The sequence below is a fragment of the Alterinioella sp. B-7 genome (assembly GCF_056857775.1).
Genome location: NZ_JBSXNT010000032.1, coordinates 249,999 through 273,133, shown reverse-complemented (window position 1 = coordinate 273,133; position 23,135 = coordinate 249,999). Strand labels below are relative to the sequence as shown.

16 protein-coding genes are annotated in these 23,135 nt (G+C 65.4%); 14 read left to right on the top strand and 2 right to left on the bottom strand.

From position 1 onward, the window contains the following. Positions 1-28: 28 nt before the first annotated feature. Together AC13C7_RS10955 and AC13C7_RS10950 are read right to left on the bottom strand one after the other, a co-directional pair. Entirely contained in the window at positions 29-838 is an 810-nt protein-coding gene (locus AC13C7_RS10955; protein ID WP_446119653.1) for an SDR family NAD(P)-dependent oxidoreductase, read from the bottom strand. Positions 839-852: 14 nt separating this feature from the next. Next, entirely contained in the window at positions 853-2,577 is a 1,725-nt protein-coding gene (locus AC13C7_RS10950) for an ABC transporter substrate-binding protein (RefSeq protein WP_482867494.1), read from the bottom strand. A gap of 317 nt (positions 2,578-2,894) precedes the next feature. On the opposite strand from AC13C7_RS10950, the gene AC13C7_RS10945 reads away from it, so the two are divergent. From AC13C7_RS10945 to AC13C7_RS10880, 14 genes are all read left to right on the top strand, one after another. Further along, on the top strand, positions 2,895-3,860 hold the full coding sequence (locus AC13C7_RS10945; protein ID WP_172316786.1) for a sugar ABC transporter substrate-binding protein: 966 nt from the start codon (positions 2,895-2,897) through the stop codon (positions 3,858-3,860). Between the two features lie 83 nt (positions 3,861-3,943). Then, a complete protein-coding gene (locus AC13C7_RS10940; RefSeq protein WP_172316788.1) occupies positions 3,944-4,714 on the top strand; it encodes an SDR family NAD(P)-dependent oxidoreductase in 771 nt (256 codons plus the stop codon). A gap of 47 nt (positions 4,715-4,761) precedes the next feature. Continuing rightward, positions 4,762-5,742 carry an ABC transporter permease gene (locus tag AC13C7_RS10935; RefSeq protein ID WP_172316790.1) on the top strand — a complete coding sequence of 327 codons (981 nt, stop codon included), beginning with the start codon at positions 4,762-4,764 and terminating at the stop codon, positions 5,740-5,742. A gap of 12 nt (positions 5,743-5,754) precedes the next feature. Next, complete coding sequence (locus AC13C7_RS10930) at positions 5,755-6,756, top strand: ABC transporter permease (protein WP_172316792.1); 1,002 nt, start codon at positions 5,755-5,757, stop codon at positions 6,754-6,756. Beyond that, positions 6,753-8,267 (top strand): sugar ABC transporter ATP-binding protein, encoded by a 1,515-nt coding sequence (locus AC13C7_RS10925; RefSeq protein ID WP_482867493.1) that lies wholly within the window; start codon positions 6,753-6,755, stop codon positions 8,265-8,267. Before AC13C7_RS10930 ends, AC13C7_RS10925 begins: the two co-directional genes overlap by 4 nt. A 1-nt stretch (position 8,268) precedes the next feature. Further along, positions 8,269-9,132 carry an NAD(P)-dependent oxidoreductase gene (locus tag AC13C7_RS10920; protein WP_482867492.1) on the top strand — a complete coding sequence of 288 codons (864 nt, stop codon included), beginning with the start codon at positions 8,269-8,271 and terminating at the stop codon, positions 9,130-9,132. Continuing rightward, entirely contained in the window at positions 9,129-9,836 is a 708-nt protein-coding gene (locus AC13C7_RS10915) for a ThuA domain-containing protein (protein ID WP_482867491.1), read from the top strand. The genes AC13C7_RS10920 and AC13C7_RS10915 overlap by 4 nt, the downstream gene beginning before the upstream one ends. 191 nt (positions 9,837-10,027) lie before the next feature. Further along, complete coding sequence (locus tag AC13C7_RS10910; protein WP_482867602.1) at positions 10,028-12,424, top strand: glycogen/starch/alpha-glucan phosphorylase; 2,397 nt, start codon at positions 10,028-10,030, stop codon at positions 12,422-12,424. Between the two features lie 13 nt (positions 12,425-12,437). Beyond that, positions 12,438-14,636 carry a 1,4-alpha-glucan branching protein GlgB gene (gene glgB, locus AC13C7_RS10905; RefSeq protein WP_482867490.1) on the top strand — a complete coding sequence of 733 codons (2,199 nt, stop codon included), beginning with the start codon at positions 12,438-12,440 and terminating at the stop codon, positions 14,634-14,636. A gap of 29 nt (positions 14,637-14,665) precedes the next feature. Further along, positions 14,666-15,925: a glucose-1-phosphate adenylyltransferase gene (glgC, locus tag AC13C7_RS10900; RefSeq protein ID WP_446119667.1), complete on the top strand. Its 1,260-nt coding sequence runs from the start codon at positions 14,666-14,668 to the stop codon at positions 15,923-15,925. Position 15,926: 1 nt separating this feature from the next. Continuing rightward, on the top strand, positions 15,927-17,357 hold the full coding sequence (gene glgA, locus AC13C7_RS10895) for a glycogen synthase GlgA (protein WP_482867489.1): 1,431 nt from the start codon (positions 15,927-15,929) through the stop codon (positions 17,355-17,357). A gap of 10 nt (positions 17,358-17,367) precedes the next feature. Beyond that, positions 17,368-19,437, top strand: a complete 2,070-nt coding sequence (glgX, locus tag AC13C7_RS10890) for a glycogen debranching protein GlgX (RefSeq protein WP_482867488.1) — start codon at positions 17,368-17,370, stop codon at positions 19,435-19,437. Next, positions 19,434-21,362, top strand: a complete 1,929-nt coding sequence (malQ, locus tag AC13C7_RS10885) for a 4-alpha-glucanotransferase (RefSeq protein WP_482867487.1) — start codon at positions 19,434-19,436, stop codon at positions 21,360-21,362. Before glgX ends, malQ begins: the two co-directional genes overlap by 4 nt. Then, positions 21,359-22,990, top strand: a complete 1,632-nt coding sequence (locus AC13C7_RS10880) for an alpha-D-glucose phosphate-specific phosphoglucomutase (RefSeq protein WP_482867486.1) — start codon at positions 21,359-21,361, stop codon at positions 22,988-22,990. The genes malQ and AC13C7_RS10880 overlap by 4 nt, the downstream gene beginning before the upstream one ends. Positions 22,991-23,135 lie beyond the last annotated feature (145 nt).

Sequence of the window (23,135 nt, the reverse complement as noted above, 5' to 3'; positions counted from 1 at the left end):
ATCGGCGTGATTGGGGGGCAGGCGGCGGTTACTGGATGCACCAGCCGCCATCTATGTGGATCATCTGGCCGGTCATGTAGTCGCTGTCGTGGCTGGCCAGGAACGACGCGGTGCCGGTGATGTCGTCGGGGTAGGAGACGCGCTTGATCTGCAAGGCATCGCGCACGATATCCTCGTAGGCCTGGCCTTCCTTCTGCTTGAATCCGATATCGACCAGGTCCTTGTCGAGCTGTTCCCAAAGCGGCGTCACCACCACGCCGGGCGCATAGCCGTTGACGGTGATGTTGTGTTCCGACAGCGCCAGCGCGCCGCAATGCGTGAGCGCGAGGCAGCCGTATTTCGACGTGCAGTAAACCGTCACATCGACCAGCGGCTTGCGCGACGCGATGGAGCCGACGTTGATGATCTTGTAGGGGTGATCCTCCATCGGGCCCTGCTTGATCATCTGGCGGGCGGTCTCCTGCATTCCCAGCCACATCGCCTTGGTGTTGACGTTCATGATCATGTCCCAGTTGTCTTCGTCGATATCCATGAAGAACCGGGGCTTGTTGAGGCCGGCATTGAAGAGGCCCACATTGATCGAGCCGAAAGCATCGACGCAGGCGGCGACGGCGGCGGCATTGTCCGCGCGCTTGGTCACGTCCATCTTGACCGCGATGGCACGCCCGTTGCCTGCGCTGTTGATGTGGTCCGCGACGGCCTGTGCGGCCTCATGGTCCAGATCGCCGATGCAGATATTGGCCCCCTGCGCCGCAAAGCACTCGGCATTCGCCTGCCCCATGCCGCGCGCGGCCCCGGTGATCAGGATGTTCTTGCCCTTCAGGCGATTGGGGTCCATGGCTCTCTCTCCTACTAGGCTTTCTGGTCTTGCATGATTTTCTCGGCCCCGCGTTGCAGGCGGGCCAGAGTGTCGCGGGGCTTGGTGACGCCGCGCAGCATGTCGTGAAGCTCGTGACCGCACAGCGCGATCAGCTCGTTGATCCGGGGCACCGGCGGGCGCGGCCAGAATTGCAGCTCATCGCGCCAGGACATGGCATCGACGGCCTCGAATATGGGCGAGAGGCGGCGCACATCGGGGTCGGCGCCCACCGAATAGCGCGGCGCGGTGCGGCTGCCGTTCTGGACGTAGAGCTTTTGCGCCTCGGGCGAAGTGAAGGCGATCAGCGCCTTGCCCGCCTCGCGCTTGCGCTCCTCGCTGAGATTCGCGGGAATGCACAGGACATAGCCGCCCACCGGCGCGATCGGGCGGCCCGACGGCCCTGCCGGGTGCGGCAGGTAGCCGGTGCGCCCATGCGCGGGCGAGGTCTCGTCCAGCTCGAAATAGGGGGCCAGAAGCGTGTAGCCATAGGCCATCGCGATCTTGCCCGCCGCGTAGGGGCGGACGCGTTCATACCAGGACATCGACAGGATGTCGGGCGGCGAGAATTCCAGCAGCGCCATCAGGTATTCGGCGGCCTCCAGCGCGCGCGGCGTGTCCAGCGTCGGCACCAGGTCGTCGCGATCCAGATGATCGGCATCGACCCCGCCCGCGATCGGGGGCAGGTTGAAGATCGGCTGACCGAAATCGGCGCAGGTCATCATGAAGGTATGGCCAAGCGCCGTGCCGCGCGCCGCGTTCCAGGCAATGCCGTAGCGGCCCCTCTGCGGGTTGTGGAAGGTCTTCGCGGCCTTCAGCACCGCATCCGTGGTGGCGGGCGGCGACAGCCCCGCCTCGGCAAAGAGGTCGGTGCGGTAGAACAGCAATTCCGGTGTCGTTTGGCTGGGAACGCCATAGGGCCGCCCCGCCCAATGCGCCGCGCGCCAGCCGGCGGTGTGAAAGTCGCCGGGATCGAGCGCGTCGATATCAAGCACCTCGTCCAACGGCGACAGGATCCCGCGCGTCACGAACTCGCCCACCCAGGGCAGATCGACGGCGATGATGTCATAGCGGCTGACGGCTCGGTCGCCGTTGCGCAGGGATTCCTCGTGCAGCCGGTCGATGGAAAAGGCGCGCTGGCTGATCTTGGTGCCGACGACCTGCTCGAACTGGCGCTTGAGGTTCTCCATCACCATGAAGGTCGGATCGCCATGCACCAGGATGCGCAGGCCCCCCGGCAGGGCCAGCGGTTCGGGCAGAACCTGCGGCGGCTGGATCGAGCGACCCTCCTGGTAGGAACCGCCGAAATAGTATTCCGCCCCCTTGGCGGCGTTCGGGCCGACACCGATCCGCTGCCGCGCCATGCGCAGGATGCGGTCGGAAAGCTGCGACCAGTCCTGCATCAGCTTGGCACTGGGATGCAGCGAGAAGCTCTTGCCGGTGCGGGTCCGGGGACGCTGTTCGACCAGGCCCGCCTCCTGCATCTCGGCCAGTTTGCGGCGCGCGGTGGCATAGGGCGTGCCCGAGGCGGCGATGGCCGAGGAGGCGGTCGAAATGCGCCCCTCCAGGTGGTTGCGCACCAGGTGGATGGCCATGTTGAGATGCGGGTTGGGCGCGCCGATATCCAGGGCCGAATCGACTTCGGCCATGAATTCCTCAACGAATTCAAGCGCCTGACCGATCTCGAGCGGTTCACGAGAGGGCGCAGTAGTCGCTACCATCTTGCTTCCCGCCATATATTCACTTTGAATATTTCCCATTGCCTTGCCGGGCGTCCCTCGTGGATCAGCGGGCCCGCGCGGCCCTCGCTTCGCGTCGCTCATGCGGCGTTCCTTCTGTTGTGCGGGATCGGATGGTCGGATTGAACAGCACAGATGTCCATTATGACCATTAGGATAATCAAAATGAACATCTTTATGGGCGATGCGATCCGGGCAAAGGGAAACACTGTCCCTCATTCGGCTGCCGGGGAGGGGACGATTCCCGATTTGGACTGTGGCAGCCGCAATGTAAGGTCTTGTCCAACGGAGGATTCAGGATGACCAGATTGAACAAAGCCCTGCTTGCAGGTACCACGGCACTGGCCGGGCTCGCCCTTGCGGGCACCGTGTCGGCGCAGGAGACATTCCGCATCGGCATCACGCAGAACAACGTGGGTGTCGACAGCTACCAGACCACCTATGAAGAGGCGTTCATCGCCGCCGCGGAGGCCAACCCGAATGTGGAGGTCGTGGTCCTGGACGCAGGCGGTGACGTGGCCCGCCAGATCGCCCAGATGCAGGATCTGATCCAGCAGGAGGTCGATGCCATCATCATCTGGCCGACCAATGGCCAGGCCGTGATCCCCGCCGTGCGCGAGGCGTCTGAGGCCGACATTCCGGTCATCGTGACCAATTCCAACATCGCCGAGCCGGGCTTTCCCTTCGTCGCCTCCTTCTCGGGGCCCGACAACATCACCCAGGGCTCGCGCGCGGCGGAAATCATGTGCGACCGCTTCACCGAGCTCGGCATCGAGGACGAGGCGCAGATCGTGCAGATCTCGGGCCAGCCTGGCTACACCACCGCCATCGAGCGGGCGCAGGGCTTCGAGGATCGCCTGCCCGAGGTCTGCCCGAACGTGACCCTGCTGGAAACGCAGCCCGGCAACTGGAACCGCGAGGATTCGCAGCGCGTGATGGAGGCGTTCCTGGTCCAGTATGACGACATCGACGGGGTCTATTCCGGCGATGACAACATGGGTGTCGGCGCGATGAATGCCGCGATCGCGGCAGGCCGTGACGGCATCACCTTCGTGGGCGCGACCAACTTCGCGGTCGGCTATGACGCGATGGGGCGTGGCGAATACTGGGGCTCGATCTACCAGTCGCCGGTCGACGATGCCGAGGCCGCGCTGGCCACGGCGCTGGCGATCCTGAACGGCGAAGAGGTGCCGTTCCTGAACTACTTCGATACGCCGAAGATCACGCAGGAGAACATGGAAGAATTCGACCGTCCGGTCTTCTGATCTCTTTCTCCCTGGGCGGGGTCCGGGCGACCGGGCCTCGCGCCATCCAACAACTGTTTTTCGTTACAAGTCAGGAGGGCGTCATGGGCCGTGTCTCGGGGCGTGCATGTATCGTCACCGGTGCCGCGCAAGGCATCGGCAAGGCCATCGGACTGGCCCTGCTGGACGAGGGGGCGGAAGTTTGCTTTGCGGATCGCAACGCGGAAAAGCTGGACGCAATCGCGGATCGGGACCGCGCCATCACCGCCACGGTGGATGTCAGCGACCGCAGCCAGGTCCGCGCGATGATCGACAAGACGGTGGATGCCTTCGGCAGGCTGGACGTCATGTTCAACAATGCCGGCGTCAACAAGCCGATGAATTTCCTCGACGTGACCGAGGAGAACTGGAATTTCATAATGGGGATCAACGGGCTCGGCTGCCTGATCGGAATGCAGGAGGCCGCCCGCCAGATGATCGCCCAGGGGCGTGGCGGCAAGATCGTCAACACCGCCTCGATCGCCAGCCGACAGGGCTTTGACAATGTCGCGCCCTATTGTGCCTCGAAATGGGCGGTGGTGTCGCTGACGCAATCTGCGGCCCGCGACCTGGCGCGGCATGACATAACGGTAACGGGATTTGCCCCCGGCGTGGTCGCGACCGAGATGTGGGAGGAGGTCGACCGCGACCTGATGCAGATCGGGGCCGCCGAACGCCCCGGCCAGGCGATGGAGGAATTTGCCGCCGATATCCTCAAGGGCCGCGTCGCGACGCCCGCCGATATCACCGGCACGACGACATTCCTCGCCTCGCCGGAGAGCGACTACATGACCGGCCAGATCGTGATGATCGACGGTGGCATGACGCTGGTCTGAGGCGCAGAATTGACGGGCCGCGCGATCGCGGTGAGGGAGGGGACAACATGAAGAACGACCGGCTTGGGAAATTCGCGGGGGTGCTGGCGCGGCAGGGTATCCTTGTCGCCTTCATCCTCTTCATGATCGGTTTTTCCCTCTGGAACGCCCGTTTCATCAGTGTCGAGAACGTCTTTGGCGTCGTGCGCTCCTCGGCCATCCTGGGGGTCATGGCGCTTGGCGTGACCTTCGTGGTGATCGGCGGCAATCTTGACCTCTCGGTCGGCTCGCTCATGTCGTTCTCGGCCATCGTGGTGCTGGACCTGCATGAGAACCCCGCCTTCGGACCGGCGCTGGCGATCCCCGCGATGTTCGCGATGACCATGGCGATCGGGGCGCTAAACGGCTTCCTTGTCGGCTATCTCAGGCTGAATTCACTGATCGTGACACTCGGGATGCTGTCGGCCATTCACGGGCTGACGCTGACCTATTCGGGCGGGCAGAACATGGATATTGCCAACCAGGAAGCGACCTGGTTCGGCATCTTCGGGCGCGGCACCGCGCTTGGCATTCCGATCCCCGTCTTGATCTTTGCGGGGCTTGCCGCCGTTCTGGCGATCCTCTTGGCCAAGACCCCCTTCGGGCGCAAGGTCTATGCCGTCGGTGGCAATGAGGTCGCGGCGACCTTCTCCGGCATTCCGCGCGCACGGGTCGTGTTCTTCACCTACCTGATCTCCTCCTTCTGCGTCGCCACGGCGGGTCTGATCCAGGCCAGCCGCACCATGGGCGCGCAGAACACCGTGGGGCAGGGGCTGGAGCTTGAGGTGTTGGCCGCCGTCATCCTGGGCGGTGCATCGCTGCTCGGCGGTTCGGGAACCGTCTTCAAGACCGTGATCGGCGTGCTGATCCTCGGCTTCATCCAGAACGGCCTGCTGCTGGCCGGGCTGGAGTTCTACGTCCAGTTCGTCGTGACCTGGATCATCATCATCCTGGCGGTCTGGCTGGATATCGCGGCCAAGCGCGGCCGTCTCTGGTCGCCGATCGCCTGAAGGGGAACACCGATGCAACGCATGAACACAACGGACCTGATCAAGGGCGGCGCGATCTGGGGCTTCATCGTGCTGGAGCTGGTCTTCTTCTCGGTCGCGGGATCCTTCTGGTCGCTGTCGGAAAGCGCCTTCATGGATTTCGACAACATGCTGCTGCTTCTCAAGCAATCGGCCCCCATCGGGATCATCGCGGTCGGCATGACGATTATCATGATCAACGGCAATATCGACCTCAGCGTCGGCGCGACCTTCGCGCTGTCCGCCGTGGTGATGCTGGATTCGATGAACTGGCCGATCATGGCGGGGCTGGGGGATTGGGCCATTCCGGTGGCCTGGCTGCTGGCGCTGCTGACCGGTGCGGTGCTTGGCTTCATCAACGGGATCATCGTGTGGAAAACCGGGGTCGATGCCTTCATCGTCACGCTTGGTTCGATGCTCGGGTTTCGCGGGCTGGTCTTCATGTATAACGGCGAGAACCCGACCTTTCACCTGAACTGGACCATGGTCGATATCGCGGAATGGGACGCGCTCGGGGTCGAGACACCGGCGCTGGTCCTGATCGCGGTCGTGGTCGTCGCCTGGCTGATCATGACGCGCACGGTGCATGGCCGCAATGCCTATGCCATCGGCAACAACCGCGAGGCGGCGGTCAATGCGGGCCTGCGCGTCGGGCCGCATATGCTGATCAATTTCGTCATCATCGGCACGCTGGCAGCCCTGTCCGCCGTGGCCTTCTATTCGGCCAGCGGCTCGGTGAACCCCAATGACGGGATGCTGTTCGAACTGTGGGCCATCACCGCCGTGGTGCTTGGCGGCACCAAGCTGACGGGGGGCTCGGGCTCGATCATCGGCACCTTCGGCGGCGTCATCGCGATCCAGCTTCTGCGCAAGGGCCTGGGCCATATCGGGGCCGATACCGAGACCGTCAACCTTGTGATCGGGTCCATCCTGATCGCGGTGCTGTTCCTTGATCGCCAGCTCAATCGCAAGGGCCAGGAGGAGTTGAAGGTATGAACACGGATCGAAAACCCGCCCTGCGGCTGGAAAACATCGTCAAGACCTTCCCCGGTGTGCGGGCGCTGGACGATGTCAGCTTCGAGGTCTTCCCCGGCGAGGTCCACGCCCTGATGGGCGAGAACGGCGCCGGGAAATCCACCCTGATGAAGGTTCTGGGCGGCATCCACCAACCCGACGAGGGCCGCATTTTCGTCGAGGAGGCCGAAGCCGTCATGACAACGCCGCTGCATGCCAAGGCGCGCGGGGTCATGTTCATCCACCAGGAACTGAGCCTGGCCGAGGAACTGTCGGTGGCCGAAAACGTCTACCTGGGCGAGTTGCCGCGCAAGAGCTTTGGCCGCGTCGATTGGGCGACGCTTTATGCGAATACTGACGAGATCCTCAAGCGTCTCAAGGTCGGTTTCACCGCCCGCACCCGCGTCGGCGACCTGTCGATTGCCAATCAGCAGATGGTCGAGATCGCCCGCGCGCTGACCGTCGACGCCAAGGTGGTGATCTTCGACGAACCCACCGCATCCCTGACCGATGCGGAAAAGGTCGTGCTCTTCGAGGTCATCGCGGGGCTTCAGGCGGAAGGCGTCGGCATCGTCTACATCTCGCACCGGATGGAGGAGATCTTCAAGATCACCGACCGCATCTCGGTCCTGCGCGACGGGGAATATCGCGGCACGCTGATCACGTCTGAGACGAACGAGGACGAGATCACCCAGATGATGATCGGGCGCAGCCTGGACCTCAGCCGCCGCACCGCGCGCGGCGAGGTCGGCAAGACCGCGCTTCGGGTCGAGGGGCTGTCCTGCGGCAGCCTGTTCCAGGATATCAGCTTTGACGTGCGCCAGGGCGAGGTGGTGGGGTTCTACGGCCTTGTCGGCGCGGGCCGGACCGAGATCGCCGAGACTCTGTTCGGCCTGCGCACGCCCTCGGCCGGCAAGATCTTCCTCAAGGATGAGGAGTTGCGCATCCATTCGCCCATCGAGGCGATCCGGCACGGCATCTCGCTGGTGCCCGAAAGCCGCAAGGAACAGGGGTTGGTGCTTGGCATGAACTGCCGCGACAACATCACCTTGCCGCAGGTCAGCGACCTTGTGGCGGGGCCCTTCGTCTCGGACGGGGCCGAGGTGGCGATTTTCGACCAGTATCGCGACCGGCTGGAGATCAAGACGCCAAGCTGGCGCAGCGCGGTCGGCAACCTGTCGGGCGGCAACCAGCAGAAGATCGTGATCGGCAAATGGCTGGCGATGCGGCCCGAGGTGCTGATCGTGGATGAACCGACGCGCGGTATCGACGTGGGCTCAAAATCCGAGATCCACAACCTCTTGCGCGATCTGGCGGCGCGGGGCTTTGCGGTGATCGTGATCTCGTCGGAAATGCCCGAGGTTCTGCATGTCTCGGACCGCATCGTTGCCATGTACCAGGGCCGCGTCATGCGCATTTTCGACGCCGAGGAGGTGACCGAGGACAGCCTGATCCAGGCCATATCGGGGATCGAAAACGGCAAGGTGGCCTGACATGCGCGTGGGCTTTGCAGGGCTGGGGCGCATGGGCGTGCGCATGGCGGAAAACCTCGTTGCGGCGGGCCACGATGTGACGGTGTGGAACCGCAGCGCGGAAAAGGCGGAAGGCTTCGCCGCCGCGCATCGGGCCGATGTGGCGCGGACCCCCAAGGCGCTGGCCGATGCGGTGGATGTCGTGGTGACAATGTTGGCCGACGATGCGTCATCGCAGGTGGTGCATCTGGGGCCGGAGGGCCTGTTCGCGGGCCGCCGCGCGCAGATCTTCGTCGAGATGGGGACGCTTGGACCCGATCATCTGCGGGCGCTGGCAGCGGCGACGGATAAACGCGTGATTGATGCGCCGGTCTCGGGCGCGACACAGGCCGCCACTGAGGCGCAATTGCTGATCATGGCGGGCTGTGACGCCGCCACGCTGGCCGAACTGCAGCCGCTTTTCGACGCGATGGGCAAGAAGACCATCTGCCTGGGCAAACCCGGTGCGGGCGCGGTGATGAAACTGGCGGTCAACATGCTGATCCACGGTTTGAACCAGACCCTGGCCGAGGCGATGACATTGGCCGAGGCGGCAGGCATCGCGCCTGACGCCGCCTTCGACGTGATCGAGGCCAGCGCCGCCGCCGCGCCGATGCTGACATATCGCAGGCCGCTCTACCTGGACGAGGCGGGCCATGACGTGACCTTCACCGTCGCATTGGCGGAGAAAGACCTGCGCGTCGCGGGCGACCTGGCACGCGGGCTTGGCGTGGCCCTGCCGCAATCGCAGGTCACGCAAGCCATCCTGGAACAGGCCATCGAGCAGGGTTTCGCCGCCCGCGACATGGCCGCGATCCTCAGCTACATGCGGGAGCAAAGACAATGAAAGCAGCCCTTTTCGTCGGCGGTTGGGAGGGGCACACGCCCACCGAGTTCAGCGATTGGTGCGCCGCTCTGCTACGCGACAACGGCTTCGAGGTCGACATCCACGACACGCTGGAGCCGCTGGCCACGCCCGGGAAACTGCAAGATGTCGACCTGATCGTGCCGATCTGGTCCTCGGCGCGGTCGGGCCACCAGGAAGAGTTCGGCAACATGACCAAGCCGCAGGAGGACGGCCTGCTGCAGCTGATCGGCGAGGGGCGCGGGATTGCCGGCTGGCACGGCCATATGGGTGACGCCTTCCGCGACCGGCCGACCTATCACTTCCTCATCGGCGGGCAGTTCGTGGCGCATCCCCCCGGCTGGCCCGACAATCTGCAACCGCGCGAGGATTACATCGACTATGACGTGACCGTCACCCGCCCCGCCGATCCGATCATGCAGGGCATCGGCAGTTTCCGCCTGCGATCCGAGCAATATTACATGCTGGTCGACCCCTCGAACGAGGTGCTGGCCACGACCACCTTCTCGGGCGATCACCTGTGGTGGATCGAGGGCACCGTCATCCCCGTCGTCTGGAAACGCCGATGGGACAAGGGCCGGGTTTTCTATTGCTCCATCGGACATGAGCTGGACGACCTCAAGACCAGCCAGGTCACCGAGATCCTGCGCCGTGGCATGATCTGGGCCGCGACGCGCGAGGGCTAGGCCCGTCCCGACATAATCCCATTCAACCTGGCGGCCACGTGCTGTAGGGTCTTTCGACGTGCGCCCTGCGGAATATGTTAGTTTAGCGCTAACATTTCTTGTCCGAGTTCTGTATCAAGGTCGGAACGGGTGCCCTGACCCGCGAGGTGACCGCACCGGTTGCCCTGCCCAACATGCTACGAGACCGCGCGATGCTGAAACCGAACGACACCCATATCACCGCCACGCAACTGGCAGGTGAGATTTCCCGCCACCTGAACCTGTCGCTTGGCAAGGACGCGGCCCATGCCAGCCTCTATGACTGGCGCATGTCGCTGTCGCTGGCCCTGCGCGACCGGGTGGTGGCCCCGTGGTTCGCCTCGACCCGCGCCACCTATGAAGGGCAGCACAAGCGGGTCTATTACCTGTCGATGGAATTCCTGATCGGGCGGCTGATCGAGGATGTGACGATCAACCTGGACCTTGAGGGCGTGGTGCGCGAGGCGCTGGCCGATCTGGGGCAGGATTACGCAAGCGTCATGGCCGATGAACCCGACGCCGCCCTTGGCAATGGCGGGCTGGGGCGCCTGGCGGCCTGTTTCATGGACAGCCTGTCAACGCTGGCGATTCCGGCCTATGGCTATGGTATCCGCTATGAACACGGCCTTTTCGAGCAGCATTTCGAGAACGGCCAGCAGGTCGAGACCGCCGAGGGCTGGTTGGCGCAGCGCCACGCCTGGGAGTTCGAGCGGCCCGAAGTGGCCTACAAGATCCATTTCGGCGGCCATGTGGCCGATGAAGACGGGCGCGCGGTCTGGCACCCGGCGGAGACCGTTCTGGCCTCGGCCTATGACACGCCGGTCGTCGGCTGGCAGGGGCGGTGGGCCAACACGCTCAGGCTGTGGGCGGCCAAGCCCATCAAGCTGTTTGATCTGGAGAGCTTCAACCGCGGCGACTACGTCGCGGCCAACGCGCCCGAGCGGCTGGCGCGGACGATCTCCCGCGTCCTCTACCCCGACGACACCACCGAGGAAGGCAAGGAACTGCGCCTGAAGCAGGAGTATTTCTTTACCGCCGCCTCGATCAAGGACCTCATCCGCCGCTTCCTGTCCGAAGGGCACAGGCTGGACGACCTGGCGTCGCTGGTGGCGATCCAGCTCAATGACACGCATCCCGCGATTGCCGGGCCGGAACTGGTGCGGCTGCTGGTCGATCATCACGGGGTCGAGATGGGCGCGGCGATTGATACGGCGCGCGCCTGCCTCGGTTATACCAATCACACGCTGTTGCCCGAAGCGCTGGAGCGCTGGCCCGAGGGCCTCTTTCAGCGCATCCTGCCGCGTCATCACCAGATCATCGTCGAGATCCAGAACCGGCACCTGGCGGAAACCGGCAGTGACATTCGCATCCTCGACCATGGCAATGTGAACATGGGCGAACTGGCCTTCATCATGGCGCATAAGGTCAACGGCGTCTCGGCGCTGCATTCCGACCTCGTGAAGCAGACGGTGTTCGCCGATCTCGACGCCGCCTATCCGGGCCGGATCATCAACCAGACCAACGGCATCACGCCGCGCCGCTGGCTGCAGTCGTGCAACCCGGCCCTGCGGGCGTTGATCACCGACACCATCGGCAGCGGCTGGCAGGACGATCTGGAGCGCTTGCAGGAGCTGAAACCGCATCTGGACGATACCGGGTTCCTCGACCGGTTCGATGCCGCCAAGGCCGCCAACAAGGCGCGGCTGGCGGCGTGGCTCAAGGACCGGCACGGCACCGTCCTGGACCCCGCCGCGATGTTCGACATCCAGATCAAGCGCATCCATGAATACAAGCGCCAGCACATGAATATCCTGGAGACCATCGCGCTCTGGAACGAGATCCGGGACAATCCGAACGGGGACTGGACCCCGCGCGTCAAGATCTTCGGCGGCAAGGCGGCACCGGGCTACGCGCTGGCGAAATCCATCATCCGGCTGATCAATGACGTGGCCGCGACGATCAACACTGACCCGGTGACGCGCGAGTTGTTGCAGGTGGTCTTCCCCGAGAATTACAACGTCTCGATGGCCGAGATCCTGATCCCCGCATCGGACCTGTCAGAGCAGATTTCGACGGCGGGCAAGGAGGCGTCGGGCACCGGCAACATGAAGCTTTCGCTGAACGGCAGCCCCACCATCGGCACGCTCGACGGGGCCAATGTGGAGATTCGTGACCATGTCGGGGCGGAAAACTTCTTTCTCTTCGGTCTGACGGCCGAGGAGGTGCGCGCGCGCCGCGTGCAGCCCGGCTATGCCCGTGCGGCGATCGAGGCCAGCCCGCGCCTGATGCGCGTGTTGGGCCAGATCGCGGAGGGCGTGTTCTCGGGCGGGGACACGCATCGCTACGGGGATATCCTGCACAATCTATGGGAACATGATTATTTCCTCGTGAGTTGCGATTTCGACGCCTATTTTGACACACAGCGTGAGGTCGATACGGTCTACAGGGACCGCGCCCGCTGGACCAGGATGGCGGCGGCGAACACCGCCGGGATGGGCTGGTTCTCGTCCGACCGCACGATCCGGGGCTATGCGCGCGACATCTGGGGCGCGACATCCGTGGCGCATTAGGAAAGGGGACGCGATGGCAGACGTGATCAGCGCAGAGGATGCCGGGCAGATCGTTGCGGCAACCCATGCCGATCCCTTCGCCGTACTGGGCCAGCATATGCTGGACGGCCATCCCTCGATCCGCGCCTTCCACCCCGAGGCTGACGCGATTGACGTCCTGGACGCGAAATCAGGCCGCAAGGTTCTGTCGCTTGCCCCCGTGGCCGATGCGCGGGGCCTGTTCGCGGGCATCGCCACGCGGCGCAAGCGGGCCTTTGCCTACCGGCTGCGGATCGGCAGGGGCGCCGATACCTGGGAGGTCGATGACCCCTATCGCTTTGGCCCCGTCCTGGGCCCGCTGGATGAGCACCTGTTCTCCGAAGGGGCGCATCTGAACCTGTGGCGGATGCTCGGGGCGCATGTGATCACGCATGAGGGCGTGGAGGGCACCCATTTCGCGGTCTGGGCGCCCAATGCGCGGCGGGTCTCGCTGGTCGGCGATTTCAACGCCTGGGACGGTCGGCGCAACCCTATGCGCAGGCGTGGCCAGACCGGCGTGTGGGAGATTTTCATTCCCGGTTTGGGCGAAGGCGAGCCTTACAAGTATGAGCTTCTGGACGCGGTCGGGCGATTGCTGCCGCAAAAGGCCGACCCGTTCGGCTTCGGGGCCGAGCATCCGCCCGCCACCGCCTCGGTCGTGCGGCGGCTTGAGGGGTATGACTGGTCGGACGCCGACTGGATGACCACGCGCGCCGGGGCGCAGAGCATCGACCGCCCGATCTCCATCTACGAGGTGCATATGGGATCGTGGCGGCGCGTGATCGAAGAGGGCAACAGGCCGCTCTCCTATCACGAACACGCACGGCAACTGGTCGGCTATGCCAAGGATATGGGCTTCACCCATATCGAGCTGATGCCGGTATCCGAGTTTCCCTTTGACGGATCATGGGGCTATCAGCCCGTGGGCCTCTACGCGCCGACCATCCGGCATGGCACCTTGCAGGAGTTCCGCGCCTTCGTCGATGCCTGCCACGGGGCCGGTCTGGGCCTGATCCTGGATTGGGTGCCGGGGCACTTCCCCGAGGACGCGCATGGGCTCGGCCGCTTCGACGGCACCGCGCTCTACGAACATGCCGACCGGCGCGAGGGGTTTCACCCGGACTGGAACACGCTGGTCTATAATTACGGGCGGGCCGAGGTCTCAAACTTCCTGCTGGCCAATGCGCTCTACTGGCTCAAGGAACATCACATCGACGGGCTGCGCGTCGATGCCGTCGCCTCGATGCTCTACCGCGATTATTCGCGCAAATCGGGCGAATGGGTGCCCAACATCCATGGCGGGCGCGAGAACCTCGAGGCCATCAGCTTCCTGCAGCGCACCAATACCGTGGCCTATGGCGAATGCCCGGGGATCGTGACGGTGGCCGAGGAATCCACCGCCTTTCCGCAGGTCAGCGGATCGGCGGATAAGGGCGGGCTTGGTTTCGGGTTCAAGTGGAACATGGGCTGGATGAACGACACGCTCTCCTACATGGAAGAGGATCCGGTTCACCGCAAATACCACCACCACAAGATGACTTTCGGCCTGCATTACGCGTTCTCGGAAAACTTCGTGCTGCCGATCAGCCATGACGAGGTCGTCCACGGCAAGGGCGCGATGCTGGCCAAGATGGGCGGGTCAGACGCTTTCGGCAACCTGCGCGCCTATTACGGCTTCATGTGGGGCCATCCGGGCAAGAAGCTGCTTTTCATGGGCTGCGAGTTTGCGCAGGGGCGTGAGTGGAACCATGATTCCAGCCTCGATTGGCATTTGCTGGACCAGCCGCAGCATGAGGGCGTGCAGCGGCTGGTGCGTGATCTGAACAGGCTCTACCGGGATACGCCCGCGCTTTATCAACTCGATTGCAAACCCGAGGGGTTCGAATGGGTCGAGGAGGGGGCGGCGGAGGAATCGCTCTATGCCTGGCTGCGCAAGGGGCAGGACGGCGCGGCCCCGGTTCTGGTCGTGTGCAACTTCACGCCGGTGGAACGTTCCGCCCGGCGCATCGGCGTGCCGCAGGCGGGCCGCTGGATCGAGCGGCTGAACACCGACGCCGCGTGCTATGGTGGCGGCGATCGTGGCAATCTGGGCGGGGTCGAGAGCGAACCCATCGCGGCCTCGGGGCGGGCGCAATCCATCGCGCTGACGATTCCGCCGCTTTCGACGCTCTTTTTCGAACTGGATCAGGGCTGACAGACAATCAACAGGGGAGGGAGACGGCAATGGATACGGAACCGCACAGGCTGGCGCAGCAGAGCATGGCCTTCGTTCTGGCAGGCGGGCGCGGCAGCAGGCTTTACGAGCTGACCGACAGGCGCGCCAAACCGGCGATGTATTTCGGCGGCAAGAGCCGGATCATCGACTTTGCCCTCTCGAACGCCGTCAATTCGGGCATCCGCCGCATCGGGGTGGCGACGCAATACAAGGCCCATTCCCTCATTCGCCACCTGCAACGCGGCTGGAGTTTCTTCCGGGCCGAGCGAAATGAATCGCTGGATATCCTGCCCGCCTCGCAGCAGATGAACAACGAGAACTGGTACAAGGGCACCGCCGATGCCGTGACCCAGAATATCGAGATCATCCGCGGCTACGGGCCGAAATACATCATCATCCTGGCGGGCGATCACATCTACAAGCAGGACTACGCGCAGATGCTGAAGCATCACGTCGACAGCGGCGCGGATGTGACCGTGGGCTGCATCGAGGTGCCGCGCATGGAGGCGACGGGGTTCGGCGTGATGGATGTGGATGACAGCGACCGCATCCATGCCTTCGTGGAAAAGCCCGCCGACCCGCCCGCGATGCCGGGGCACCCGGATATGGCGCTGGCCAGCATGGGGATCTACGTGTTCGAGACCGAATACCTCTGCGACCTGCTGGAAAAGGACGCGCAGGATCCGGGGTCGAACCACGATTTCGGCGGCGACATCATTCCGGGGATCGTCAAATCCGGCAAGGCCATCGCGCATCCCTTCAGCCGCTCCTGCGTGCGCAGCGGGTTGGAGGAGAAACCCTATTGGCGCGATGTCGGCACCATCGACGCCTTTTGGCAGGCCAATGTCGACCTGACCGATTTCAGGCCGGAACTGGACCTATACGACAATGAATGGCCGATCTGGACCTATTCGGAACTGACCGCGCCCGCGAAATTCATCCATGACGAGGAAGGGCGGCGCGGCCATGCCGTGTCCTCGATGGTGTCGGGGGGCTGCATCATTTCCGGCTCTCGGCTGGATCGCTGCCTGCTGTTTACCGGCGTGCGCACCCATTCCTATTCGGAACTGGAGGCCGTGGTCGCCATGCCCTATGCCGAGATCAAGCGCAACGCGCATCTGAAAAACGTCGTGATCGACCGGGGCGTCGTCATCCCCGAGGGTCTGGTCGTGGGCCAGGATGCCGAGGAGGATGCACGCCGCTTCCGCCGCACCGCGAACGGCATCTGCCTGATCACGCAACCGATGATCGACCGGCTGGAGGGCTGAGATGCGGCTCCTCTTCGTCGCGTCCGAATGCGCGCCTTTCGTCAAGACCGGCGGGCTGGCCGATGTGATCGGCGCGGTGCCCAAGGCGCTGGCGGGCGTAGGCGCGGAGGTGCGGGTGCTGATCCCGGCCTACCCGGCGCTGGCGCGGCTGGTGGCGGAGGGCACACCGGTGATGCGCTTCGACGATTTCTTCGGCGGCGCGGGGCGCATCGTGGCGGTAAAGGCCGAGGGGCTGGACCTGCTGCTTCTGGACGCGCCGCACCTCTTTGACCGGCCCGGCAATATCTACCTGGGCCCCGATGGCAAGGACTGGCCCGACAATGACCTGCGCTTTGGCGCGCTCTCTTTTGCGGGCGCGCAGGTCGCGCAGCAAGGCTTCGATGGCTGGCAGGCCGATCTGATCCACGCCCACGATTGGCAGGCGGGGCTGGTCCCGGCCTATCTGCGGCAGGCGGGCGACAGGACGCCGGTGGTCACGACGATCCACAACATCGCCTTTCAGGGCGTGTTCGGGGCCGACCGGCTGGATGCGCTGCGGCTGAAATCGGCGCTCTTCACGCAAGAGGGCATCGAATATTACGGGCAGATCAGTTTCCTGAAAGCGGCGCTGCAATTGTCGGATCGGATCACGACGGTCAGCCCGACCTATGCCGCCGAGCTGATGACGCCCGAGTTCGGCATGGGCATGGATGGCATCCTGCGCGCGCGGGCGGGCGATCTCACGGGCATCCTCAACGGCATCGACCTCGACGCCTGGAGCCCCGACACCGACCCCGACCTGATCGCGCCCTATTCCACCCGCAGCCTCAAGGGCAAGGCGCGGAACCGGGCCGAGGTGATGCGGCGCTTTGACTTGACCGAGGGCCGCGGCCCGCTTTTCTGCGTCATCAGTCGTTTGACGGCACAAAAGGGGCTGGACCTGTTGCTGGACTGTCTTCCGGGGCTTGTCGGGCAGGGCGCGAAGCTGGCGCTTCTGGGCAGCGGTGAGCCGGGGCTGGAGCGCGGATTTGTCGGCGCGGCCAGCCGGTTCAAGGGCTCGGTCGGGACGATCATCGGCTATGACGAGGCGCTCTCGCACCTCATGCAGGGCGGCAGCGACGCGATCTTGATCCCCTCGCGGTTCGAGCCTTGCGGCCTGACCCAGCTTTACGGGCTGCGCTACGGTACCCTGCCGGTGGTGGCGCGGACGGGCGGGCTGGCCGACACGGTGATCGACGCCAATGACGCCGGATTGCAGGCGGGCTGCGCCACCGGGGTCCAGTTCCCGCCGGGAAGCGCCACGATGCTTGGCCATGCGATCGGCCGGACCTGTGCCCTCTATCGGGAGCGGAAGGTTTGGCAGGGCATGATGCGCCGCGCGATGCGCCACCCGGTCGGGTGGGACCGTTCGGCGGCGGAGTATCTGGATGTCTACCGCGCGGCGATGGGGTAGAGGCCGGGGCATGAGCTATCAACTGACAGGCGGACGCCCGACTCGGCTCGGCGCGCATCACGATGGGGCAGGCGTGAATTTCGCCGTGTTCTCGGCCCATGCCGACAAGATGGAGCTGTGCCTGTTCTCCGAGGACGGCAAGGAGGAACGCGCGCGGATCGTCCTGCCCGAACGCACCGGCCCGGTCTGGCACGGGTATCTTGCGGGCCTGCCCGTGGGCACCGTCTATGGCTACCGCGCGCATGGGGCATACGCGCCCGAGCGGGGCCACAGGTTCAACGCCAACAAGCTGCTGATGGACCCCTACACGCGGGAATTGCGCGGCACCTGGACGAATGACCCGGCGACATCGGGATTTGTCGAGGGCGAAGGCGATCTGTCCTTCGACCCGCGCAACTCCGCGCCCTTCGTCGCGAAATCCGTCGTCTCCGACCCGGCGCTTTTCCAGGGGCTGGCGGCAGGGCGGCATACACCTTCCGACCGCGACCTGATCTATGAAGCGCATCCCAAGGGTCTGACGCAGACGCACCCGGGCGTGGCGGGCGACCTGCGCGGCACCTATGAGGGGCTGGCCAGCGCGGAGATGCTGGAGCATCTGAGCGCGCTCGGCGTGCGGGCGGTGGAGCTTCTGCCGGTTCACTCTTTCCTCGACGACCGCTTCCTGACCGAGCGGGGGCTGCGCAATTACTGGGGCTACAACTCGCTCGGCTTCTTCGCGCCCGAGCCGCGCTATTTCGGACCCGAGGGGCTGATCGGATTCCGCCGTATGGTCGACCGGTTTCACGCAGCCGGCATCGAGGTGATCCTCGACGTGGTCTATAACCACACCGCAGAAGGGGACGAGTTCGGGCCGACGCTGTGTTACCGGGGCCTCGACAATGCCTCCTACTATCGCCTCATGGCGGGGCAGCCGCGCCATTACGTCAACGATACCGGCTGCGGCAACACGCTGAATGTCGCGCACCCCTATGTGCTTCGCATGGTGCTGGACAGCCTGCGCTTCTGGGTGGAATGCATGGGCGTCGATGGCTTCCGCTTCGACCTTGCCACCACGATGGGGCGCGAGGATCACGGCTTCGACCCGCGCGGCGGGTTCTTCGATGCGCTGCGCCAGGATCCGGTGCTGGCCGAGGTGCGGATGATCGCCGAGCCCTGGGATATCGGGCCGGGGGGCTACCAGCTTGGCCAGTTCCCGCATGAGTTCGCGGAATGGAACGACAGCTACCGCGATACGGTCCGGCGCTATTGGCGCAATGATCCGCATAGCGCGCAGGAGCTCGCCGCGCGGCTTCTGGGATCGGCGGATCGCTTCGACCGGGACGGGCGGCGCGCAACGTCTTCGGTGAATTTCGTCTCGGCCCATGACGGGTTCACGTTGGCCGACCTGACGCGCTATTCCCGCCGCCATAACGAGGCCAATACCGAGAAGAACCGCGACGGGCATAACAGCAATTACAGCGACAATTGCGGGGTCGAGGGTGAGACCGGTGACCCGCAGATCATCGCCCGCCGCGCCCGGCGTCAGCGCAATCTGCTGGCGACGCTGTTCCTGTCGCAAGGCACGCCGATGCTGCTGGCGGGCGACGAAATCGGCAATAGCCAGGGCGGCAACAACAACGCCTATTGCCAGGATAACGAGACCGGCTGGCTGGATTGGGACCGCGCCGACCGGGGCTTGCAGGGCTTCGTCGCGCATCTGTCCGCATTCCGTCGCGCCAACCCGGTGCTTCGGCAGACCCGGTTCCTGCATGGCGACACCAGGGCAGATGGGCTGGCGGATGTCGAATGGCGCGATTTCGACGGCGGGCCGCTGCCCTGGCGCGATCCGGGGCTGGACAACCTGTGCCTGATCCTGCGCGGCGCGGCGGATGCGCCCGAGGGGGAGGCGGGCGCCGCGTTCCTGGTCTTTAACCGGGGTGATGCAGCGGGCGAGGTTATGCTGCCGGACGCGCCCGAGGGGTCCGCATGGCACCGCGCGGTGGACACCGACCGGCTGGAGCGGGACGCCCGGATCGCGCGCGATACGGCGCAAGTCGCGGGCGACAGCGTCGTGGCCTTCATCCTGGCGAAAGCACCATGAGCACCGACCCCGACCTCGCCGCGCTGGCCGATCTGTGCGGGATCCTGCCCGCCTATCACGACCTGCACGGGGGGCAGCGGATCACCTCGCCCGAGACCCAACGCGCGCTCTTGGCGGCGGATGGGGTGGATGTGTCCTCGCCCGCCGCGATCCGCGACAGCCTGGCAGCGCTGCGCCAAGCGGGCCAGGATCGCTGGTTCCCCGAGGAGGTGATCATCGAGGCGGGGGCGGAGGCACATCTTGGCTTTGGCCTCGGCGCGACATGGGCGTTGCGCGCGGGGGATGACGAGGTGGTGGCCGAGGGGCTGCCCGCCGATCACATCACCCTGCCGTCGTTGGCCCCCGATATATACGTCCTGCGCGCCGAGGCCTCAGGCCGGATCGAGGAGGTGACGGTGCTGGCCGCGCCGTCGCGCCTGCCGTCGATAGAAGACCTGACCGGACAAACCCGCCTCTGGGGCCTCAACTGCGCGCTCTACGGGCTGCGGTCGGACAGAAATGCGGGGCTTGGCGATTTCGACGACCTCGCGCGCATGGCCGAGATCGCAGGCGGGCAAGGGGCCGGGTTCCTCGGCATCAACCCGATCCACAGCATGGGCTATGCCGACCGCGCGGCGATCAGCCCCTATTCGCCGTCGCATCGGGGTTACCTCAACACCAGCCATATCGCGCTGAACGGCGCGGATGGGTTTCAGGCCATCCGCGCGGCCGAGCATGTCGATTACGCCGCCCACAAGCCCGCCCATTCCGCCGCGCTGGAAGCCATGTTCGCGGTGTTTCAGGGCGATTCCGGGTTCGACGCTTTCCGGCAGGCAGGCGGGGCGGATCTTGCCCGCTTTGCCCGGTTCGAGGCGCTGAGCGAGATCCATGGCCCCGACTGGACGCGCTGGCCGGATGATCCCGGCCCGTTGGAGCCTGCGCGCGAGACTTTCCATGCCTGGCTGCAATGGCGCGCCGACGGCCAGTTGGCCGAGGCACAGGCCCGCGCGAAAGCGGCCGGGATGCCCCTTGGCCTCTACCTCGACCTCGCCGTGGGCCCGCGCCGTGACGGGGCCGAGGCCTGGTGCGAGCGTGACGCCATCGCACAGGGCGTCTCGATCGGTGCGCCGCCCGATCACCTCAGCCCCGAGGGGCAGAACTGGTCCCTCGCGGCCTTCGCGCCCCGCAAATTGCGCGCGCAGCACTACGCCCCCCTGCGCCGCATCCTGGCCGCGACCATGCGCCATGCGGGCGTGATCCGCATCGATCATGTCCTTGGCCTCAACCGCAGTTTCTGGATCCCCGACGATGGCAGCCCCGGCGGCTATATCCGCCAACCTTTCGAGGCGCTTCTGGCGGTGATCAAGATCGAGGCCGCGCGCCATGCCTGTGCCGTCATCGGCGAGGATCTGGGGCTGGTGCCCGAGGGCTTCCGCGAGACCATGCGGGGGCACGGGTTCTACGGCTATTCGGTCCTGCAATACGAGAAGGACCACGAGGGCAATTTCCGCACCCCCGGCGATGGCGCGGCGGAAGTGCTGGCCTGTTTCGCCACCCATGACACGCCGACCCTGCGCGGCTACGCAGGCGGGCGCGACGTGGACTGGTGGCGTGACCTGGGATGGATCGACGCGGACCGGGCGGACGAGATCAATCGCCAGAGGCAGGCCGAATTGGACCGGATGCCGCGCGCGGGAGACCTCGCGACCAGCATCCACGCGCTTCTGGCCCACGCCCCCGCCGCCCTGGTCGCGGTGCAGCTTGACGATGTGCTGGAGGCGGTCGAGGCGCAGAACCTGCCCGGCACGATTGACGCGCACCCGAACTGGCGTCGAAAATACGATGTGGACCTGGACGACCTGGCCCGCGACCCGCGATTGCGAGACATCGCGTCGATCATGCGCGGGGCCGGGCGCGCGCAACCTCAAGGAGGGACCAGCCGATGACGATCAAGACCATTCCCACGACCCCGATCGACGGGCAGAAGCCCGGCACATCCGGCCTGCGCAAGAAGACGCGGGTGTTCATGCAGACGCCCTACCTGGAGAATTTCATCCAAGCGACGATCGACGCCATTGGCGGCGGTGCGGGCAAGCGGCTGGTGGTGGGCGGCGACGGGCGCTACTTCAACCGCGCCGCGATCCAGACCATCCTCAAGATGGCGGCGGGCAATGGCGTGGCCGAGGTGATCGTGGGCCAGGGCGGGATCCTCTCGACCCCCGCCGCGTCCAACCTCATCCGCGAGAACAAGACCGATGGCGGCTTCATCCTGTCGGCCAGCCATAATCCCGGCGGCATCGACGAGGATTTCGGCGTCAAGTTCAACGCGGCCAATGGCGGGCCCGCGCCCGAAAAGCTGACCGCGCGCATGTATGAGGCGACGACGACCATCGCGGAATACAGGATCGCCGAGGCCGCGGATATCGACCTGGGCCGGATCGGCGAGACCACGCTGGACGACATGCGCATCCGCGTTGTCGATCCGGTCGAAAGCTACCAGGCGCTGATGCAGCGGCTCTTTGATTTCGACGCCATCCGGTCGCTGTTCGCGGGCGGCTTCACCATGTGTTTCGACGCCATGCACGCGGTGACCGGGCCCTATGCCACGGCGATCCTGGAAGGCGCGTTGGGTGCGCCCACTGGCACCGTCGTGAACGGGACGCCGCTGGAGGATTTCGGCAAGGGCCACCCCGACCCCAACCCGATCTGGGCCAAGCCGCTGATGGACCTGATGATGGGCGCGGATGCCCCCGATCTGGGCGCGGCCTCGGACGGGGACGGCGACCGCAACATGATCGTCGGGCGCGGGGCCTATGTGACGCCATCGGACAGCCTGGCGATCCTGGCGGCCAACGCGCATCTCGCCCCGGCCTATGCGGGTGGCCTTGCGGGGATCGCGCGCTCCATGCCGACCAGTGCCGCCGCCGACCGGGTGGCCGCGAAACTGGGCATTGCGGCCTATGAGACGCCCACGGGATGGAAGTTCTTCGGCAACCTGCTGGATGCGGGCAAGGTCACGATCTGCGGCGAGGAAAGCGCCGGCACCGGCTCGGACCATGTGCGCGAGAAGGACGGGCTGTGGGCGGTGCTGCTGTGGCTGAACATCCTGGCCGCGCGCAAGCAATCGGTCGCCGAGATCGTGACGCGGCACTGGCAGGAATTCGGGCGCGACTACTATTCGCGCTACGATTACGAGGATGTCGCGACCGATCAGGCCACCCGCCTGATGGACGGGCTGCGCGACCGGCTGGACGGGCTGGCGGCGAGGCGCTTTGCCGACCTGACGGTCGCGGGGGCGGATGAGTTCTCCTATCTCGATCCGGTCGATGGGTCTTTCAGCGAGGGGCAGGGCCTGCGCATCGCCTTTGAAGGCGGCGGGCGCGCCGTGTTCCGGCTGTCGGGCACTGGCACGCAAGGGGCGACCCTGCGCCTCTACCTGGAGCAATATTCCGGCACCGATGGCCGCACCGACCTGGACCCGCAAGAGGCGCTGGCCCCGGTGCGCGAGGCGGCGCAGGAGATCAGCGACATGGGCGCGATCATCGGTCGGACGGAGCCGGATGTGGTGACCTGAGCGGGTAGTTTCGCGACGATTCCATCCGATAAAAAAGTGGCGTGCGCGTGCGCGGCGTGGTCCCGCGCGGCGTTTTGCTTGCCTGATGGCCGAGTCGCGGCACTCTGACGGCCCTCGCTCCATGCACCATGGCTGACAACCCGGC

Bases quoted from the DNA above. Each gene is read 5' to 3' on its own strand.
- AC13C7_RS10915 (WP_482867491.1), top strand. From the start codon at position 9,129: ATGAAAGCAGCCCTTTTCGTCGGCGGTTGGGAGGGGCACACGCCCACC.
- AC13C7_RS10955 (WP_446119653.1), bottom strand. From the start codon at position 838: ATGGACCCCAATCGCCTGAAGGGCAAGAACATCCTGATCACCGGGGCC.
- glgB (WP_482867490.1), top strand. From the start codon at position 12,438: ATGGCAGACGTGATCAGCGCAGAGGATGCCGGGCAGATCGTTGCGGCA.
- AC13C7_RS10920 (WP_482867492.1), top strand. From the start codon at position 8,269: ATGCGCGTGGGCTTTGCAGGGCTGGGGCGCATGGGCGTGCGCATGGCG.
- AC13C7_RS10925 (WP_482867493.1), top strand. From the start codon at position 6,753: ATGAACACGGATCGAAAACCCGCCCTGCGGCTGGAAAACATCGTCAAG.
- malQ (WP_482867487.1), top strand. From the start codon at position 19,434: ATGAGCACCGACCCCGACCTCGCCGCGCTGGCCGATCTGTGCGGGATC.
- AC13C7_RS10945 (WP_172316786.1), top strand. From the start codon at position 2,895: ATGACCAGATTGAACAAAGCCCTGCTTGCAGGTACCACGGCACTGGCC.
- glgA (WP_482867489.1), top strand. From the start codon at position 15,927: ATGCGGCTCCTCTTCGTCGCGTCCGAATGCGCGCCTTTCGTCAAGACC.
- AC13C7_RS10935 (WP_172316790.1), top strand. From the start codon at position 4,762: ATGAAGAACGACCGGCTTGGGAAATTCGCGGGGGTGCTGGCGCGGCAG.
- AC13C7_RS10880 (WP_482867486.1), top strand. From the start codon at position 21,359: ATGACGATCAAGACCATTCCCACGACCCCGATCGACGGGCAGAAGCCC.
- AC13C7_RS10940 (WP_172316788.1), top strand. From the start codon at position 3,944: ATGGGCCGTGTCTCGGGGCGTGCATGTATCGTCACCGGTGCCGCGCAA.
- glgX (WP_482867488.1), top strand. From the start codon at position 17,368: ATGAGCTATCAACTGACAGGCGGACGCCCGACTCGGCTCGGCGCGCAT.
- AC13C7_RS10950 (WP_482867494.1), bottom strand. From the start codon at position 2,577: ATGGTAGCGACTACTGCGCCCTCTCGTGAACCGCTCGAGATCGGTCAG.
- glgC (WP_446119667.1), top strand. From the start codon at position 14,666: ATGGATACGGAACCGCACAGGCTGGCGCAGCAGAGCATGGCCTTCGTT.
- AC13C7_RS10930 (WP_172316792.1), top strand. From the start codon at position 5,755: ATGCAACGCATGAACACAACGGACCTGATCAAGGGCGGCGCGATCTGG.
- AC13C7_RS10910 (WP_482867602.1), top strand. From the start codon at position 10,028: ATGCTGAAACCGAACGACACCCATATCACCGCCACGCAACTGGCAGGT.